General features: G+C 59.8%; 16 protein-coding genes. 7 read left to right on the forward strand and 9 right to left on the reverse strand.

Annotated features, from left to right (window positions below; genetic code table 11):
* Window positions 1–95: 95 nt before the first annotated feature.
* Together ACN0SY_RS06560 and ACN0SY_RS06565 are read right to left on the reverse strand one after the other, a co-directional pair.
* A complete protein-coding gene (locus ACN0SY_RS06560) occupies window positions 96–1598 on the reverse strand; it encodes a glycosyltransferase family 39 protein (RefSeq protein ID WP_417685551.1) in 1503 nt (500 codons plus the stop codon).
* 7 nt (window positions 1599–1605) lie between these two features.
* Window positions 1606–2769: a glycosyltransferase gene (locus ACN0SY_RS06565; protein ID WP_417685553.1), complete on the reverse strand. Its 1164-nt coding sequence runs from the start codon at window positions 2767–2769 to the stop codon at window positions 1606–1608.
* Window positions 2770–3103: 334 nt separating this feature from the next.
* Between ACN0SY_RS06565 and hisS the strand changes: the two genes are divergently transcribed.
* Genes hisS through hisG form a run of 3 tightly spaced genes read left to right on the forward strand, consistent with a single transcriptional unit; the run spans window position 3104 to window position 6761 of the window.
* Complete coding sequence (gene hisS, locus ACN0SY_RS06570) at window positions 3104–4651, forward strand: histidine--tRNA ligase (protein WP_417685555.1); 1548 nt, start codon at window positions 3104–3106, stop codon at window positions 4649–4651.
* A 5-nt stretch (window positions 4652–4656) separates the two neighbouring features.
* Window positions 4657–5796 (forward strand): ATP phosphoribosyltransferase regulatory subunit, encoded by a 1140-nt coding sequence (locus ACN0SY_RS06575; protein ID WP_417685557.1) that lies wholly within the window; start codon window positions 4657–4659, stop codon window positions 5794–5796.
* Window positions 5793–6761 carry an ATP phosphoribosyltransferase gene (gene hisG, locus ACN0SY_RS06580; RefSeq protein WP_417685559.1) on the forward strand — a complete coding sequence of 323 codons (969 nt, stop codon included), beginning with the start codon at window positions 5793–5795 and terminating at the stop codon, window positions 6759–6761. Before ACN0SY_RS06575 ends, hisG begins: the two co-directional genes overlap by 4 nt.
* A gap of 47 nt (window positions 6762–6808) precedes the next feature.
* On the opposite strand, the gene ACN0SY_RS06585 is transcribed toward hisG, so the two are convergent.
* Window positions 6809–7444 carry a DNA-3-methyladenine glycosylase I gene (locus ACN0SY_RS06585; protein WP_417685560.1) on the reverse strand — a complete coding sequence of 212 codons (636 nt, stop codon included), beginning with the start codon at window positions 7442–7444 and terminating at the stop codon, window positions 6809–6811.
* 109 nt (window positions 7445–7553) lie between these two features.
* Window positions 7554–8273: a protein phosphatase CheZ gene (locus tag ACN0SY_RS06590; RefSeq protein ID WP_417685562.1), complete on the reverse strand. Its 720-nt coding sequence runs from the start codon at window positions 8271–8273 to the stop codon at window positions 7554–7556.
* Between the two features lie 266 nt (window positions 8274–8539).
* On the opposite strand from ACN0SY_RS06590, the gene ACN0SY_RS06595 reads away from it, so the two are divergent.
* Both ACN0SY_RS06595 and ACN0SY_RS06600 read left to right on the forward strand, forming a co-directional pair.
* Window positions 8540–9256 carry a DUF2927 domain-containing protein gene (locus ACN0SY_RS06595; RefSeq protein WP_417685564.1) on the forward strand — a complete coding sequence of 239 codons (717 nt, stop codon included), beginning with the start codon at window positions 8540–8542 and terminating at the stop codon, window positions 9254–9256.
* A gap of 242 nt (window positions 9257–9498) precedes the next feature.
* On the forward strand, window positions 9499–10233 hold the full coding sequence (locus tag ACN0SY_RS06600; protein ID WP_417685566.1) for a L,D-transpeptidase: 735 nt from the start codon (window positions 9499–9501) through the stop codon (window positions 10231–10233).
* 68 nt (window positions 10234–10301) lie between these two features.
* Here ACN0SY_RS06600 and ACN0SY_RS06605 read toward each other — a convergent pair whose 3' ends face one another.
* From ACN0SY_RS06605 to ACN0SY_RS06620, 4 genes are all read right to left on the reverse strand, one after another.
* Window positions 10302–10985 carry a hypothetical protein gene (locus ACN0SY_RS06605; protein WP_417685568.1) on the reverse strand — a complete coding sequence of 228 codons (684 nt, stop codon included), beginning with the start codon at window positions 10983–10985 and terminating at the stop codon, window positions 10302–10304.
* A 75-nt stretch (window positions 10986–11060) separates the two neighbouring features.
* On the reverse strand, window positions 11061–12395 hold the full coding sequence (gene glcF / locus ACN0SY_RS06610) for a glycolate oxidase subunit GlcF (RefSeq protein WP_417685570.1): 1335 nt from the start codon (window positions 12393–12395) through the stop codon (window positions 11061–11063).
* 21 nt (window positions 12396–12416) lie between these two features.
* A complete protein-coding gene (glcE, locus tag ACN0SY_RS06615) occupies window positions 12417–13607 on the reverse strand; it encodes a glycolate oxidase subunit GlcE (RefSeq protein WP_417685572.1) in 1191 nt (396 codons plus the stop codon).
* A gap of 8 nt (window positions 13608–13615) precedes the next feature.
* Complete coding sequence (locus tag ACN0SY_RS06620) at window positions 13616–15112, reverse strand: FAD-linked oxidase C-terminal domain-containing protein (protein ID WP_417685574.1); 1497 nt, start codon at window positions 15110–15112, stop codon at window positions 13616–13618.
* A 162-nt stretch (window positions 15113–15274) separates the two neighbouring features.
* Here ACN0SY_RS06620 and ACN0SY_RS06625 point away from each other — a divergent pair, with 162 nt between their 5' ends.
* Entirely contained in the window at window positions 15275–16228 is a 954-nt protein-coding gene (locus tag ACN0SY_RS06625; protein WP_417685576.1) for a LysR family transcriptional regulator, read from the forward strand.
* A gap of 170 nt (window positions 16229–16398) precedes the next feature.
* Window positions 16399–16779: a c-type cytochrome gene (locus tag ACN0SY_RS06630; RefSeq protein WP_417685578.1), complete on the forward strand. Its 381-nt coding sequence runs from the start codon at window positions 16399–16401 to the stop codon at window positions 16777–16779.
* 63 nt (window positions 16780–16842) lie between these two features.
* Here the strand turns inward: ACN0SY_RS06630 and ACN0SY_RS06635 are convergent, their stop codons facing one another.
* Window positions 16843–18180 (reverse strand): DUF3422 family protein, encoded by a 1338-nt coding sequence (locus ACN0SY_RS06635; RefSeq protein ID WP_417685580.1) that lies wholly within the window; start codon window positions 18178–18180, stop codon window positions 16843–16845.
* Window positions 18181–18525 lie beyond the last annotated feature (345 nt).

Genomic DNA, 18525 nt, shown 5'->3' on the forward strand with positions numbered 1-18525 from the left:
ACAATCAATGTCCGGCCGAAAGTTAACAGTCGAAACTTATCCCTGCGTCATTAGACGGAATATTTCAACCTCTGCCGTACACATGAGAGTGCGGTTCAGCGTTGGACAGTCGTTTCGACGGGATCGAGCGGCTGACCTCCTGCGTCCAAAAGGCGGTAGACGACCAGGTTCTCGAGGAAGACGCCGTTGACAGTGCGCGGCAGGACGGCAACCTTTTCAACGGTTCCGAATTTCGCGCCGAGGCGGGCGGCATTGTCCCGACGTTCCTCGCTGACATAGAGCCCAGTTCCGCCAAAGACCGACAAGTCAACAGGGCCCTGCATTACATAACGAATGCGTTCGTTCAGCTGGATGACTGGAAGATCGCCCCGAAACAGGAAGGACAGCTGTCCGGTCAGGCCGTAGCCGGTCGTTGCGATATAGGTCGCATCTTCCGTCGCCGCGATCGCGGAAAGCTCCGTTCCGATCTCCGGCCAACCGCGCAGCTGGAAGGTCGGGTCCTTGCGCCCAAGTGTCCCGGTCAAAGGTGTGACGGCATGAATCTGCACCACCACCGCAATCGCCATGCCCAGCGCGACACCCGCCAGTCCAACCTTCGGCCACAGACCCCGCGATGTCGAGCCGACGAAGACGGCTGCCATCAGGGCAAACGCGGGAAAGAGCGGTGCCGGCCAATTGGCCTGGACCCGCGCATGCAGCGAATGGAACAGAAGATAGGCCAGGAACGGGATGACGCTCAGCAGGATCAGCGAGGCCCCAGCATCGCCTCTGCGCCACCTGCCGGCAAGCGCGCCTGCCCCCAACGCGGCAGGGATCGCGATCAGCGGATTTACAAGCCCGGCGACGGCCCCAACGAACTCGAGGATGTACTTGACCGTCCAGGTTCCCCTGCCCGCCCGGCCGAACTGCTTGTAGAAGCTGACCCAGTCGTGGAGATGGTTCCAGTAGAGCACCGGCAGGAAGCAGAGCACTGCGACCGCACCGCCGGCCCAAAGCTGCCAGGACAACAGCCACTTGCGCGCCTGAGGCTCAACAAGCAGCCAAAGCACGATGCCCGCCCCCAGAAAGAGGACCGAGTATTTCGCCGTCAAGCCAAGCCCGGCAAACAGGCCGACCGCCAGCCACCATCCAGGTTTCTGTGAGGCGTGAAGCTCCGCCAGGGCCCATAGCGCCAGGCCCCAGAAAAAGACAGATGGCGCGTCAGGCGTCGCCAGGATGCCTCCGACTCCGACAAGAACGCTCGCATTGAGGAACAGAACGGCCCAACCGGCCACCGTCCGGTCGAACAGGATAGTCGCTGTGCGCCATAGGAAGAGGGAGCCAAGCGCAGAGGACAGAACGACTGCAAACCGCGCGGCCAGAACGCTGTCGCCGAAGATCCACTGCCCCAGCCAGATCCACCATGCGATCATCGGCGGGTGGTCATAGTACCCCAGAGCCGGCGACAGCCCCCAAAGGCGGTAGTATGCCTCGTCCTCGACGAAGTGAGAATTGGACGCCGACCAAAGCTTCACGACCGTCAGTGCCAGGACCAGCACCGCAAGAAACCACGGCTTCAGATAGAACCTCAGGTCACGGCTCATTGCATCGCCGGTCATCGTCGCCTCAGGCCTTTCGCCAGGTCAGCGCCGAGCTTGCCGCATAGTTCCATACCGCACCCATGACGGCGCCCGCCGTACCGGCGAACCACCAGTAGGACGGCTCGAGATAGATGAGGTTGGCGACACCAACATTCGCAAGGACGCCGACGCTACAAACCGCATAGAACGTCAGAAGGCCTTGCAGGGCCTTCAGTCCGTGCAGGCGACGGTCGCGGTAGGTCAGCTGGTTGTTCAGGAAGAAGTTCGAGGTCATGGCCACGAAAGAGGCCGCCGTTTGTGCCGCGTTGAACTCGAAGGCACCCAGAACGAGGAACAGACGCAGAGCAACCAGATGGACCACGAGACCGCTTGCCCCGACGAGTCCGAACATCAGGAAGCGGACCGAGATGACGTTGCCGAAGTACTTGGCCATCAAGAGCCCGAAATAATCGAGCGTCACCAGCGTATCAAGCTTGCTCTCGCCGAACTTGCGCTCGCGGAAGGTGAACGGCAGTTCCTTGATGCGAAGCGTGCCGGCGAAGCTGGAGACGATGTCGAGCAGGATCTTGAAGCCCTGCGCAGAAAGCTTGGGCGCAATCTCCTCTGCCTTGTCGCGGCGGATCATGAAGAAACCGCTCATCGGATCCGACAGGGAAACGTTCAGCAGCTTCTGCGCCAGTGAATTGGCAATATTCGATCCCCAGGCGCGAATGCTCGAAAGTCCCTCGCCAATGGCGCCGCCCTCGACCTTTCGGCTGGCGACAACCAGATCGAAGTCGCCAGACTTGAGCGCAGCCAGCATCTTCGGCAACAGGCTTTCGTCGTGCTGGAGATCCGCATCCATCACTGCCACGAAACGGGCGGAACTCGCCAACATGCCTTCGATGCAGGCGCCAGACAGTCCACGTCGACCTATCCGGCGGATCACCCGAACCCGGGGATCGCGCGCCGCAATTTCACGAGCCACATCCGCCGTGCCGTCCGGCGAGTTGTCGTCAACAACAATGACCTCCCAGTCGAGATCGGTCAGGGTTTCGTGCAGCAGCTGGACAAGGACCGGAACGTTCTGCGCCTCGTTGAAGGTTGGAAGAACCAGACTGAGTTCCGCAGCCCCCGCGGAAATCCCCCGCTGTGCCGGTTCTTGTCCGGCGCGGTCGATCGCGACACCTGGTTCGGCTGCACTCGTCATTGACACGCTCTGCTCCGCGTTTTCAGGTCCCGCAGACGTCTTCGCATTGACTGTGCGTGGCGGGAAAAAGAAGTGCGCGGACCATAGCCATGCCGCCCGCGAATGCAAGCTTGTAAAGACCGCAGGTCGCTTCGCAAGTGCCTGCATCGGAGTTCGCCAGGCAGATCTGGCAAATTTACGCCGCGAATGACATCTCTGGTGGTGTCATCCTTCGCCCCGCACCTTGCCCTCTACCCCGGTTTCGTCTAGGACAGCCGGGAAATTCACGGCCCGGTGCAAGCGCTTCAAGATGAAATGCATTTCGGGCCCAAACCTTGCCGGGACTGACGCATTCATGGCCAAGAAACCGAACAAGCTGAAAGCACGCCTGCCGCGGGGGTTTGTCGACCGCTCGGCGGAAGACATTCGCGCGACCGACGAGATGATCGGCAAGATCCGCGAAGTCTACGAGCGCTATGGCTTCGACCCGGTTGAAACGCCTGCCTTCGAGTATACCGACTGCCTCGGCAAGTTCCTGCCCGACACGGATCGTCCGAACGCTGGTGTCTTCTCGGTCCAGGATGACGACGAACAGTGGATGAGCCTCCGCTATGATCTGACGGCTCCGCTCGCCCGCCACGTTTCGGAAAACATCAACGAAATCCAACTGCCGTATCGCACCTATCGCGCCGGCTGGGTGTTTCGCAACGAAAAGCCAGGCCCCGGCCGCTTCCGCCAGTTCATGCAGTTTGATGCCGATACGGTTGGCGCACCCGGCGTCCAGACCGACGCCGAGATGTGCATGATGATGGCCGATGCCATGGAAGCGCTCGGGATCCCGCGCGGTCAGTACGTCATCCGGGTGAACAACCGCAAGGTTCTCGACGGCGTGCTCGAGGCTGTGGGGCTCGGCGGCGAGGACGACGCAGAGCGTCGTCTCACGGTTCTGCGTGCAATGGACAAGTTCGACAAGTTCGGCTCGGAAGGTGTCCGCCAGCTGCTCGGCAAGGGCCGCAAGGACGAGAGCGGTGACTTCACTGCCGGGGCAGAGCTTTCCGACAACGCCATCGACGCAATTGTCGAAATTCTCGAAGCTTCCGCCATCGACGACCTGATCGACTATACCAACGACCTGACCTTCAAGACGGCCGCCCTATCCAAGTTCGCCATCAACGAGAGCTTCGAGGCAGGCTTCCGCGAACTCAAGCTGATTTCGGACCTGGTCAAGGCCGGCGGATATATGTCCGACCGGATTTCCATCGATCCCTCCGTCGTGCGCGGCCTTGAGTATTATACCGGCCCGGTTTACGAGGCCGAGCTGCTGTTCGATGTGACCAACGAAAAGGGCGAAGTCGTACAGTTCGGCTCCGTTGGAGGGGGCGGGCGCTACGACGGGCTGGTCAAGCGCTTCACTGGCCGCGACGTCCCGGCGACCGGTTTCTCCATCGGCGTCTCCCGTTTGATGACGGCCCTGAAGAACCTCGGCAAACTTGATCAGGCGGAGGTCGTCGCTCCGGTGCTCGTGACCGTCATGGACGGCGATGCCGAAGGCCTGACACGATACCAGAAGATGGTGCAGGACCTGCGCGCAGCCGGCATCCGCGCCGAGATGTACCAGGGCAACTGGAAGAAATTCGGCAACCAGCTGAAATATGCCGACCGGCGCAATTGCCCGGTGGCGATCATTCAGGGCTCGGACGAACGTGCAGCGGGCGAACTGCAGATCAAGGACCTGATCGAGGGCAAGCGCCTGTCGGAAGAAATCACCGACAACGTGACATGGCGCGAAAGCCGTCCGGCGCAGATCACCATCAAGGAAGACGGCCTCGTCGAAACCGTCACCAAGCTGCTCGAACAACAGGCCGAAGACCGGCAGCGCGCAGCAGAAGGGGCAGGAGCATGAGTGAAATGGCGCTGTCTACCGACGTGGTAGAGAAGGCACTGTCGCTGCTCTCGTCCGCGGGTTACGAGGTCACGACTCCTCCGATCCTTCAGCCTGCTACTGTGTTCCTCGATCTGGTGGGCGAAGACATTCGCCGCCGTCTGTTTCTGACGACTGGCGCGGATGGAACCGATCTTTGCCTACGCCCGGACTTTACTATCCCGGTCTGCCGCCAGCACCTGGAGACCGGCGCAGCGGATCGGACCGCATCCTATTTCTACCATGGCCCTGTGTTCCGTCAGCGCACGGAAGGTCTTGGTGAAATCCCGCAGATCGGCGCAGAAAGCCTCGGCCGCCCGGACACTGCTTCGGCCGATGCGGACATGCTTGCGCTCGCCGTTGACACCCTGAAACAGTTCGATGTCTCCGACGTCGACATCCGGATCGGCGACGAGACCCTTTTTGCGGCGGTTCTCGCCGGTCTGAACCTTCCGACTGTCTGGCAGCGACGCTTGCGCGACCTGTTCGGAGACAGTGACAAACTCGCGGCCGCCATCAACCGCATGGCTGGCAAGGATGCCGGCAGCGATGAGGGCCGTGACGTTCGGCTCGGTTTTCTGGCCGCGCTGGAGGGCGCCGACCCCAAGGCAGCCCATGCGGTCGTTGAGGATCTTCTCTCCATCGCGGGAATTTCGGCAGTGGGTGGGCGCACACCAAGTGAGATCGCAGACCGTTTCCTGGAACAGGCTGCTCTTGCCAGCGGCTCGGGCGCCGATCCCAAGGCTGCTGAAACGCTGAAGCGCTACCTGGACATTGCCGGCCCCGCCGACGAAGTCGTAGGCAAGCTCGAGGGCTTCGCCTCCGATACCGGAATTGAACTCGACGGTCCGCTTGCCGGGTTCAAGGCACGACTGCGCGCACTGGAGGCGAAGGGCCTGCCCGGCTCGCGCATGAAATTTGCCGCCGAATTCGGGCGCCGCCTCGACTATTACACAGGCTTCGTTTTCGAAGTGCACGCACCGAGCGGTTCGGAAGGCGAACAGCTCGTCGGTGGCGGCCGCTACGACAAGCTTCTCCAGCTTCTGGGCGCAGAAAGCGAAGTCCCTGCAATCGGCTTTTCCATCTGGCTCGATCGGGTTTCCCGAGTTTGCGGAGCGCGCGCATGACCAAACTGACCATCGCCATTCCGTCCAAGGGCCGCCTGCAGGAAAACACGCATTCGTTCTTTGGCAATGCGGGACTGAAGGTCGTGCAGCCGGGAGGCGCTCGCAATTATCGCGGCGCCATCAAGGGCCTCGACGACGTCGAGATCGCGTTCCTGTCCGCCTCGGAAATCGCACGTGAGCTGGCAGAAGGTTCGGTTCACTTCGGCATCACCGGCCTCGACCTGATCCACGAGAATATCACCGCGCCGGAAAAGTCGGTCCATGTCGTGACACCGCTCGGCTTCGGCGCCGCGGACGTGGTCGTCGCCGTGCCGAAAGCCTGGATCGACGTGGAGACCATGGCAGACCTTGGCGACGTTGCCTCAGACTTCCGGAACCGGCACGGTCGCCGGATGCGCGTTGCAACGAAATACGTCAACCTGACCCGCAGCTTCTTCGCCAGCCATGGCATTGCTGACTATCGCATCGTCGAAAGCGCTGGAGCCACAGAAGGCGCACCGGCTGCAGGCTCGGCGGAACTGATCGTCGACATCACGACCACAGGTTCAACCCTTCAGGCCAATGCTCTCAAGGTGCTTGCCGATGGTATCATGCTGCGAAGCCAGGCACATCTGGTCGCGTCGCTGAACGCGGACTGGAGCGACACAGCACTCTCAGGTGCGAAGGCCATTCTCGACCGTGTGACCGCGGAAGAGCAGGCTCGCAGCAATCGCCTTGTCAGGGCCAAGGTCGGCAATCGCGACGCAGCTCTTGCCGCCCTGGCGGATGATGGCGTGACCTGTCCTTACGGTGACGAGAGCGAGAGCAAAATCGTGTCCGTGCTATGTCCGAAGGACGGTGTGGCCGAATGCGCGCGCAAGCTCATCGAGAGCGGGGCCGAGACCGTGACCGTTCAGACGCTGGAATATGTTTTCACGCGCGAGAACAGCCTGTTCGCTCCTCTACACGACAAACTGGGCAAGTAAGTCAACGCGGCGCAGAAAACCTGACCCTGCGCCGCGCGGCCTGACGTTCACGGACGAACGAAACGGTTACGGGCTTCCTCGATAAGCGGGCGGCAACAGCAATCTTCCAGGTGATCGTTGACGATCCCCATGGACTGCATGAACGCGTACATCGTCGTCGGTCCGACGAACTTCCAGCCCCGCTTCTTGAGATCCTTGGACATGGCAATGCTTTCGGGAGACGTTGCCATCTTTCTTGCCGTGGCATAATCCAACGTCGACGGGCGCGTGTCCGGCTTTGGCTCGAAGTTCCAGACATATCGGGCGAGAGAGCCGAACTCGTCCTTGAGTTCCAAGGCCCGTGCAGCATTGTTGATAACGGCAAGGATCTTGCCGCGGTGCCTGACGATGCCGGGGTCGGCGAGGCAACGCTCAACGTCTGCTTCGGTAAACCTTGCGACCTTTTCAAAGTCGAAGCCCGCAAAGGCGGCCCTGAACGCGTCCCGTTTGCGCAGGATGGTCAACCAGGACAGTCCAGCCTGGAACCCTTCAAGCGAGAGTTTTTCGAACAACCGGATGTCATTCGCAACCGGATGGCCCCACTCCTCGTCGTGATAACGTTGATAGTCCTCCAGACCGCCGTGCCACCAGCATCTCATCTTGCCGTCAGAACCCAGCATCAGTCCGTCGCCGACGTCGCTCATACGCCCCTCCAATATTCCTGTTTTGTTCTTGTGCCATACCTCGCACGCCACCGACAACAAAAAAGCCCGGGATTGACCCGGGCTTTGAGAATTCCAACAATCGCTGACATCAAGCGAACAGGGCGTCGATATCGTCCTGCGTGGCGACGTCCATGTCTGTCTCGAGCGACGGGCCATTGAGCAGAGCGGCATCGCCTTCTGCCTGCGCCTTGGCATGGGCCTCGATATCCTTGAAGCTCTCGATACCGCCCCAAATGTCCATCATCTGGATGATACGATCTTCAATGAAGCGCAGGGTACCTACGACCTTGGTGATGCGCTGTCCGGTCAGATCCTGGAAGTTACAGGCTTCGAAGATCTGGATAACGCGTTCCTGAATGTCGTGAGCAAGGTCCGCGTCCTGTCCGTTGAGGCGTGCGGACAGCGTGTTCGCGGTTTCATCAATGAACTCTGCGGCAGACAGAATGTTTTCGGTCGCACCTTCGGTTCCCGTCACGACTGCGTCCAGTTCATTGGTGACGCGCGTCATGTCCTCGCCTTCCGAACCAGTCGTGTGGTGCAGAGTGGCGATTTCCTTTTTCGTCTGGGCAATGGCTTCATAGATGGAATCGAGTTCCGTCTTCAGCTTGGCCGCCTCGGAGAGCTCCTTGCGGAACTCCTCGACAAATTTCTTGCTGACCGCTTCTGCGTCAACCGGCTCGGCCGTGGGCTGAGCTGAAACGCCCTTTGCCATCATCGCCTTCAAGCTGGCAATCTCGGCAAGCACTTCGCGGTGGCGTCTTTCTTCGACGATGATGGGATCGTCGTTCGCACCGGCATGCACGCGCATCAAGCTTTCAGCGCGAAAAGATCTTTTTACCGCGGCCATACGTCTCCCGTCCTCTGTCCGTCGTTCCGGTTTTCACGGTTATCAGTCGACAGGTATACGCTACGATGTTTAAGGAATTGTTTTTCCGGTGTTATCTATTTCGGAGCTAGAATGTACCGATACCCATGTGAAAATTACGGTTCCTTCGCCTGGGATGCTCGGATATGCTTGAATCTCCAACGTCAATTAACTGACTCAGGTTCGAGATTCATTAACCAGAAGCCTTCATGAGCCGCAACGCGCCATTCATCCTTGGCCTCCTCCTGTTTCTGGCCGGTGCAAGCGTACGGTCGGAGGCCCAGCCCTTTACCACCGACGAGTTGCTTGACGGCTTCAAAAAGACAGTGTTCGGACTTGAGTACCGCACATGGAGCTGGCGGCCTTATCTGGTCAAGAAGTTCACCGTTCCGGTTCGTTTCTACGTTCATAACCTTGCGCGCAAGAACCGGGGGCCGACCGTCACGCGGTTTGTCGACAGTCTGAGCCGCAAAATCGCCGGACTGGAAAGCGAATTTGCCGGAAGTGCCGAAACAGCGAACTTCCAGATCTTCGTCGTTGATCGCCACCAATATGCCGATGTCGTGCGAAAGCAGATCTACAAGGACGAAAAAGCGAAGGTGCCCGGGAGATGCCTTGTACGGGTCGTCTCGGGCAAACGCGGGATCAAGCGCTCGGCCGCAGTCATCGTTTCCGACGAGGGAGAGTTCCTGTTTCAACGCTGTCTCGTGGAGGAGGTGTTGCAGGGACTAGGTCCCATGAATGACGATGCCTCCCTCACCCATTCGGTCTTTAACGATACTTCCCGCCACAGCCGGTTCACAATCTTCGATCAGATCATACTGAACATGTTGTATGATCGGCGCATAAAGCCTGGCATGAGTGCAGAAGACACCGAGACACTCCTTCCCTTCATTGCCCGCGACGCCCAACGCGCGCTGAATTAACCAGTTTCTCGAGAATTACTGAGCAACTTCAATGCGGCCCGGAAAGCTCTGACCGCGGAGAGCGAAGGCATTCACTTTTCGCAAACCAAAACCTTCAACCGAACGCTAACCATATGATCAAATTGGCAATATGGTTACGGCGCGGTTTACCAAATACTTGGTGTGACCTCCTACCGTGTCATTGTTAGATCTTTGTCGCCCTTGGTGCCGGGATCGTTTGATGAAGCGTAGCGAGTACATCAATGAAAAAGACAGGTCATATTGCAGGACTTGTAGCGGGAGCTCTGGCGGCCATGTTCGTCGCGTCCACAGGAGCTCTTGCCGGCACGGCGGGCCGCGCGGCTCCCCCTCCTCTGGTTCTCAGCCCCAATCTGACCGAACCATGGGTTCTTCAGCTCAAGCCACAGCGGCGGGCCCTTGTTCGCACCGCGCCGTCTCCGACCGCCAACGGTTGGCTGAGACCGCAGACGGTTTCGCGGCGTCAGGCAGAACCACAACGTCAAGCTCGAACGCAGGCAGCGCCGCGTCAGGTCGCACCTCAGTTCCTGCCGACGATCGTGCAGTACACCGGATCGCACAAGCCTGGAACCATCGTCATCGACACCAATGAGCGCTACCTCTACCTGGTGCAGCGAGACGGAACCGCCCGCCGCTATGGTGTGGGGGTCGGCAAGCCGGGATTTGAATGGGCCGGGTCTCACAAGATTACCCGTAAGGCGGAATGGCCCGATTGGCGCCCGCCGGCGGAAATGCGCAAGCGGCGCCCGGATCTTCCAACCTACATGGAGGGCGGACCGAACAATCCGCTCGGAGCGCGGGCTCTCTATCTCGGCTCGACGCTTTACCGAATTCATGGCTCTAACCAGCCATGGACGATTGGCCACGCAGTCTCCTCAGGCTGCATTCGTATGCGCAACGAGGACGTGATGGATCTGTACCAGCGCGTGGGCGTTGGAACGACCGTTCACGTCATCTAGCGAACGGATTTACGAGAAGAAAGTTTGTTCAGGCCCTGGTGCGCACACACCGGGGCCTTTCATTTTGATCAAACAGCGAACGGATCCACGGAGCCGGTTTGCAGATAGCGCCGGAAAAGTTTTCGCCACTGCTTCTTGTCGCCTGTCCACTCGCTATCGTCTGCCTCGAGTATCGCAAGATGCGGAAGCTCGACCCCTCCGTGGCGCTTGGGATGGCTGACAACGAGATACTCACATGCCCGCCCCATGAACGCGTCAACGGCCTTTTGCAGACGCTCCAGTTCGCCCCGGTCAAAGTGAAGACGTTCGATGCCGGTATCACGTGCAACCTCATCGAGGTTGTTCTGGCTGTTCGAAATCACGAAGACCACACGGTGGCGCTTTTTCAAGGCCACGAATTTGTCGCGAAGATAGGAGAAGCGCGACAGGTCTTCGTCGAAGTGCGCGGCGATATCGGCATTGCCTCCGGGTTCCGCGCGGAAGTGATGCAGGAACCGGATCCCATAGGGTTGCCAGGTCGGGTGCCCTGGTCCGGGAGTGATATCTCCCCGTTTGAAGATCGGAAATCCGTCCTCGAACAACTGTGCCATGCCGGCGATCGGCGAAATCAGACCGTCAAAGAAGTGCCGCTCGGGCACGAACTCCTCTGCCAGTGCGTCACTCATGATCTCGACGCTGGAACGAATCTGCCGTGCGCTCTGGCATGACATGCCAAGACTGACGATGGCGGTGTTCGGACTGCCTACAGACATCGGTGCGGTGTTGCTCGATCCGTTTGGGTCGCGAGACCGACGCAGGTAGCTCCGGTCTCGCCACGAAGTCGCATGTTACTCAGCTGCAGCCTGAGAGACCAGATCGTCGAGCCCTTCAGGAACGGGACCGCCATAGACCCAATCAAGAAGTTCGGCCGTATGGACAATCGGGATGCCGGTGCCATTGCCGATCTGTGTCATGCAGCCGATATTCCCGGTGGCGATCAGGTGCGGCTCGGTCTTCTCGATGTTCGCAACCTTCCGGTCGCGCAGGCGTCGCGCGAGTTCGGGCTGCAAAATGTTGTAGGTCCCGGCCGAACCGCAGCACAAATGCCCCTCCGGCACATCCTTCACCTGGAATCCGGCAGCCTTCAGAAGCTCTTTCGGCTGACGGGTGATCTTTTGGCCATGCTGCATGGAGCAGGCCGAATGGTAGGCAACCCGAAGTTCCGGCCGGAGGACTGCTTCCCCGAGATCGACGCCCGTCAGGAATTCGGTGATGTCCTTTGCCAGCGCCGACACCCGCGCTGCCTTCTCGGCATACGCGGGATCCTCCCGCAGCATGAAACCATAATCCTTGATCGTCGTGCCGCAGCCGGATGCCGTGATGAGGATGGCTTCGAGCCCCTCCCCTTCGAGCTCTGCTGTCCAGGCGTCGACATTACGCCGCGCGTTTTCGAGGGCCGCTTCTTCCTTGCCCATGTGATGGACCAGCGCCCCGCAGCACCCCTCGCCTTTCGGCAGCACGATCTCGTAGCCGGAGCGTTGCAGCAGACGAATGGTGGCCTCATTGATCGATGGCTTCAGAACAGGCTGGGCGCAGCCGCTCAACAACGCAACGCGGCCCTTGCGCTCCGGCATGGCTGTCGCAAAGACCGCCGGGCCTTCGGCATTGGAGCGTACCGGCGCTTTTGCAGGCGCGAGGTCCAGCATGGCACCGAGTTTGGCAAACGGCCCGCCCAGCACCTTCATTGCGCCGGCAAAGGGTCGTGCGAAGAATGCGCCGACAAGAGCCAGGCGAAAACGACCGGGATGCGGCAGGACGAAAGCGAGCAGTTCGCGCAGCATCCGATCGGTGAACGGTCGCTTGTAGGTCTTCTCGATGTGGGCGCGGGCATGATCAACGAGATGCATGTAATTCACGCCCGACGGGCACGTCGTCATGCACGACAAACACGACAGGCACCGGTCGACGTGCTTGACGATCCGCTCGTCTGCCGGCTTGTCGTTTTCCAGCATATCCTTGATCAGGTAAATCCGACCACGCGGGCTATCAAGCTCGTCGCCAAGGAGGGCAAATGTCGGGCATGTCGCGGTACAAAATCCGCAATGCACACACTTGCGAAGGATCTTCTCCGATTCCGCCACCGCTGGATCCGCAAGCTGAGCGAGAGAAAAATTGGTTTGCACTCTTGTTTCCTCCCGGCGAACTCAGACGCCGCTGACCATGCGACCGGGATTCAGCACCCCGTGCGGATCGAATTGATGCTTGAGACGCTTGGCCAGTGCGGCCAGCGGGGCTGCCTGCGGCTGGAACACGTCGGCGGACGTGCGTGTCGCGGCATCCGCGCGGACCAAGGTCGCGTGTCCTCCACCGAGTTCGGCAATCGTCGAGCGGATTTCATCTGCGTGAGTGCCGCCGTCCAGGTTCTTTACCCAGACCAGGCCGCCACTCCAGTCGAAATAGGCATCCACAACGAACTGGTTACGCAGACGTTCAACCAATTGCGCACCGATTGTCGGCGCCACCGAGATGCGCCAGACCGGCTCGGCTCCCCCGACCAGCGGGCCGCAGTCGCGTACTGAACGCCATAGGGTCGAACTGTCCGCTTCATCAACGCGTTCTGCCTTGCCGAAACCCGCAAGCAGTTTGGCGAGCGCGCCGAAGCGATAGTCAACCGAGGTTGCGAACCCCTCCAGACGGAGCAGCGTTTGCGCACCACCACCATCGATCCCGTTCGGCAGATGCGCAGCACCCGAAACTTCAGCCGACGAACCCATCGCCTGACACATGGCCTTGATAGCGTCTGCGTTCCCAAGCCCCGACAGGACCAGTGTCGAAGATGTCTCCGAACGTGGGTTGACCTTGAGCGTGACGGTCGTCGCAACGCCAAGGGTCCCCCAGGAACCGCACAGGCCTCTCGGAAGGTCGTATCCGGTGACGTTCTTCACGACCTTGCCGCCGGAATTGAAGACCTCGCCACGTCCCGAAACGGCCTCCATGCCCAGGATGTGGTCCCGCGCCGCCCCTGCCTTGATGCGTCTCGGGCCTGCGAGGTTTGTCGCCAGAACACCGCCGATCGTTCCCTGGGCTTCCGGTTGCCCAAGAAGGGGACCGTAGTCCATTGGCTCGAACGAGAGTTCCTGATTGCGGCTTGCGACGAGCGCCTCAACTTCGGCAATCGGCGTTCCGGCCTTGAGAGTCAGGACCAGTTCTTCAGGCTCATAGCTGACCACTCCGGACAGAGCGGAAAGGTCGAGCACATGCGCCGTCTGCACCGGACGTCCCATCGCCCGCTTGGACCCGGTTCCGATGATCTCGAGCGGCTGCTCTTCTGCTGCGGCCCATTTGACGGCTTCGCAGGTTTCGCGCGTGTCGCGCGGCTTGAATGTCGCGTCCATGAGAAATCCTAGAACCTCGGAATGTCCGGGAAGGGAAGCTTGCCCTTGTGAACATGCATGCGGCCGAGCTCTGCACAGCGATGCAGAACCGGGAAGACCTTGCCCGGATTGAGCAGATGCTTGTCGTCAAATGCGCATTTGACACGCTGCTGCTGTTTCAGGTCCTCTTCGGAGAACATGTCAGTCATCAGGTCGCGCTTTTCGATCCCGACCCCGTGCTCGCCGGTCAGAACGCCGCCGACTTCAACGCACAGACGGAGGATATCCGCACCAAAGGCTTCGGCTGCATCGAGCTCGCCCGGCTCGTTGGCATCATAGAGGATCAGGGGGTGGAGATTGCCGTCACCGGCATGGAAGACATTCGCCACGCCCAACCCGTGCTTTTCGGACAGCTCGCGCATACGGGCGAGAACCTTCGGAAGCTCCTTGCGGGGGATGGTGCCATCCATGCAAAGATAGTCCGGCGAAATGCGGCCAACCGCGGGGAACGCTGCCTTGCGTCCTGCCCAGAAGGTCATGCGCTCTTCCTCGGAGGTGGAAATGCGCAGATGGCTGGCCTTGTTGACCTTGGCGATCCCTTCGACCCTGTCGATGAGGTAGTCGACCTCGGCCTCCGGACCGTCCAGCTCGACGATCAGGAGCGCCTCAACATCCAGCGGATAGCCCGCGTTGACGAAAGCCTCGGCGGCGTGGATCGCCGGCTTGTCCATCATCTCCAGTCCGCCCGGGATGATGCCGGCCGCGATGATCTCGGCGACGCACTGCCCCCCGTCCTCGCTCGTCGGAAAGCCGATCAGGAGGGCTCGTGCGGTCTCCGGCTTCTGCAGGATCCGGACCGTGACTTCAGTGACAACGCCGAGCAAGCCTTCCGAACCAGTCATCAGGCCGAGAAGGTCATAGCCCTCGCTATCGAGATGCTTGCCACCAAGCCGGATGACCTCGCCGGTGATCAGGACCATCTCGAGGCCAAGAACGTTGTTCGTCGTCAGACCATATTTCAGGCTGTGCACGCCGCCCGAGTTTTCGGCGATGTTGCCGCCAATGGAACAGGCGATCTGCGAGGAGGGATCGGGAGCGTAATAGAAGCCCTCATGCTCGACAGCCCGGGTGATACCGAGGTTGGTGACACCCGGCTGAACGACAACGGCACGGTTGTCGAAGTCGATGTCCAGTACCCGATTGAACTTCATCATCGACAGCAGAACGCCGTCGGCAAGGGGAAGAGCCCCGCCGGAAAGAGAGGTACCCGCACCACGTGGAACGACCTTGACGTCGTTGTCGTGACAATACCGCAGAACCCTGGAGACTTGCTCGACAGTTTCGGGGAGCACCACGATCAGGGGCATCTGGCGATAGGCCGTCAACGCATCCGTCTCATAAGGACGCATCTCGGTCTCGTCGTCGATCACACCTTCCCCGGGAATGATTGCCTGAAGAGCCTTCACGATTTCAGCCCTTCTGGCGATCACGGCGCTGTCTGGCGCCGGCATCGCGATCGCGGTCATGGCCTCTCCCTTTCCATTTCCGAATAAATATGTTTCATTATTGCCCTGAGGGCGTAAATGATCATACCTGCACTTGTCCAGTTCGTTATGTGGCATTTTGCCAAATAAGCAGCGCCGACGATACGCCGTAGGGGCACTAGAACGTTTTCCGGATGGTTGAAAATGAGTAATCTCACTGACATGGAGATCTTCGCGCGCGTCGTCAGCGCAGGCAGCATGTCGGCAGCGGGGCGTGAAATGAGCCTTTCACCCGCTGTGGTCTCGAAGCGGATTCGTCGCTTGGAAGACAAACTGGGGACGCGCCTGCTCCAAAGGACCACGCGGCAAATCGCCATGACGGAAGCCGGTCAGGGCTTTTACGAAAGGGTGATTGCCATTCTTGCATCCGTAGAGGAGGCTGAGGCGTTCGTTTCCCGTGGATCAGCGCAGGCACGCGGAACCCTGAAGGTTGCAGCCCCAACGTCTTTCGGTCGGCTTCATATCGCGCCCTACCTTGGTCGCTTTCTGGATGCCAATCCGGATCTTTCAGTCAATCTCGACCTTGATGACGGCTTTGTCGATATCGTCGGCGAAGGATACGACCTTGCGATCCGTATCGCCGAGCTGTCGGATTCCAGCCTTGTCGCCCGCCGTCTCGCCCCGATTCACCGCATTCTGTGTGCTTCACCGGAATACATCGAGAAGTACGGCGAGCCTAAGTCAATTCAGGACCTGATGGAAAACCACGTTTGTCTGGCGGCCGCGAACCAAGATCCCTGGCGCCTCGTCGGACCGAATGGCCTGGAAAACGTACGCATGGCAGCGCCGGTCCGAACCAACTCGTCGGAAGTCGTCCGCGAATGTCTTCTGGCTGGTGTGGGCGTCGCCTTGCGCTCCACCTGGGACATTGGCCCCGAACTCAGTGATGGCAAGCTGAAGATCGTTCTGCCCGAATACCGTGCCTCTAAGGACGTCGGCCTCCATGCGGTCTATCCGAGCCGGCGCTTCCTGCCAGCAAAGGTGCGGGTCTTTATCGACTTTCTTGCACATCTCTATGGCCCCTCGCCCTATTGGGACGACGGTCTTGATGAATGGCTGAACATCCAGAGGGAAGAACGGGCGGCATCGTCATTCTGACCGGTTGGCCCTGCAGGCATTCTTAGTACCAATTGGTTATGTCTGCGACATAGCCGCTCAGGCTACCTTAAAATCGACGTTTTGCGCGGGCTCCTGCTTGTCCTTGCGGGAATACTTCTATTGTTTAGGCCTGTGCGCTTAGGACGCGAAAACGACTGAGGGAGTAATAAATGAAGCGGTTTCTCGCAATCGCCGGCACCACCCTTCTGGCCCTGACGGTACAGGCACACGCCGAGGGCGACGCTGCAAAGGGCGAAAAGGTCTTCAAGAAGTGCCAGGCATGCCACGCCGTCGGCGCTGATGCGAAGAACAAGGTCGGGCCCCAGCTGAACGGTATCGTCGGACGAGCTGCCGGCGCGGCAGAAGGGTTCAAGTATTCTCCTGCACTGATGGAGAAGGCGGAAGCCGGGTTGGTCTGGGACGATACTGAGCTGGATGCGTTTCTGACGAAGCCGAAGGACTATCTTCCGAAAACCAAGATGGCATTTGCAGGCCTTCGCAAGGACACCGACCGAGCGGATGTCATCGCGTATCTGAAGCAGTTTCAGTAAGACGCGCGGAGACAGGACCAAACAAAAGGCCGGGTCGCGCTCCCGGCCTTTTTTCATTTGTATTCAGTCGTCACCCTTTTCCATGTGATGCGCCTTGATCCGGTTCAACGTCCACCAGATTACCAAGACGACCACAGGAACTGCGGCACCTGTCACCAGGCCCGGCGAGCCGATCGGGAGGCCAGCGTCCTTGGCGCCTTTTGCAAGATATGCGACCAGCCCGACAACATAGTAACTGATCGCTGCGACGGAGAGCCCTTCAACTGTCTGCTGCAAGCGCAGCTGCAGACGCGCCCTGCGGTTCATCGATTCAAGCAGCGACCGATTCTGTTGTTCAAGGTCGACATCAACCCGTGTACGCAGAAGGGTCGTTGCGCGGGCGAGCTTGCGCGACAGCGTGGCCTGCCTCTCCTCGATATACTGGCAGGTTCGCATTGCAGGGGCCAACCGCCGGCTCAGGAAGGCAGACATGCTGAGGTCACCGGGCAGCGGCTCTTCTGCCAGAGCGCGCAGGCGCGCCATGACAATCTCGTGGTACGCCCGGCTGGCCCCGAACCGATAGCTGGTAGCCGCGGCACCAGCCTCCAGCGCCCCTGCCAGCCTGGACAGGCTGTCCAGCAGCTCCTTGTTCGCATCCAGGCCTGAAGTGTCCTGCATCCGTTTGGTCAGCTCAACCAGTTCGACTTCGATGCCGCTGATTTCGGGCTGAAGCCTATTGGCTTCAAACAACCCCAACAGGGCCAATGAGCGGTAGGTCTCGATTTCCAGAAGTCTTTGCACGATGGCTCCGGCCTGTACTCCGGACATCGACCTGTTGAGTACGAGATAACGGGTATGGCCATTGCCATCGACCCTGAAATCAGTTGCCGCGGTCGCGCTCGCCCCTTCGACACGAAATGCCGTCAGGCTTCCCGGATCGAACTGGTCGCGCCAATCGCCTGCCTGTTCCTCCTCGAGAAATTCCAACCGCGTTGCGACCAGCATGAGACCCGGAGCGCGGAAGGAACTTCCGAAGGGATGGTTCGAGGGCATAGCGGCAAACGGGCGTCCCCCGTTTGCAGGTCCGTCCCAGGTGTAGGTGGTGAACTCGGTATGGCGCTCCCAGCTCAAGGTGCCGCCAGCCACAGCCAGTGAATGAAACCGTGCATCGTGTGAGGGCCCTGGCGCCCCGTAGTTGACGCAGTGCTCGGCAAACCAGGCGCGGTCGGCATCTGCTTCCTGAGCGTTGGTCAGAAAAGCATAGTGCAACACGATGCGCGGCGTCGCCAAAGGCCGGAACGGTCTGGCGTGTACCTCCCCCAGGACAACATCACGCAACGGATGCTTCTTGAACGTACGCATCGGCATACCGTCAATGTCGATATCTGCAGTCGATCCGCCGTCGCATTCCCCTTGAGCCATAGCTCGGTCCCCTCCGGTAAGCCTCACCAGCGTCACCGTATCGGCAAACAGCTTGGTCTACACCGCGAAAATTGCCACACCTGACCTCCCATTACACCCAACTGTGGCCAGACCCGCAAAAGGCATTACAAATTGTATTCACCAAGTTGAAACTGATACCCCACCAGTGAAAAAATTCGCAGAACCACCCATTCAGAGCAGATTTTATTCCCTGGAACGCACTCATGATCGCATTGCACCATTGCAATCACGATGGAGGCGTTCACCTCCAGATTTCTCAATCAAGCGCGACCAAGCAGCTGCAAAAACATGGCCCTCAATTTCGGTGCGCCTATCGTCCCGCAC

Source organism: Roseibium sp. (genome assembly GCF_048261595.1).
Taxonomy (GTDB): domain Bacteria; phylum Pseudomonadota; class Alphaproteobacteria; order Rhizobiales; family Stappiaceae; genus Roseibium.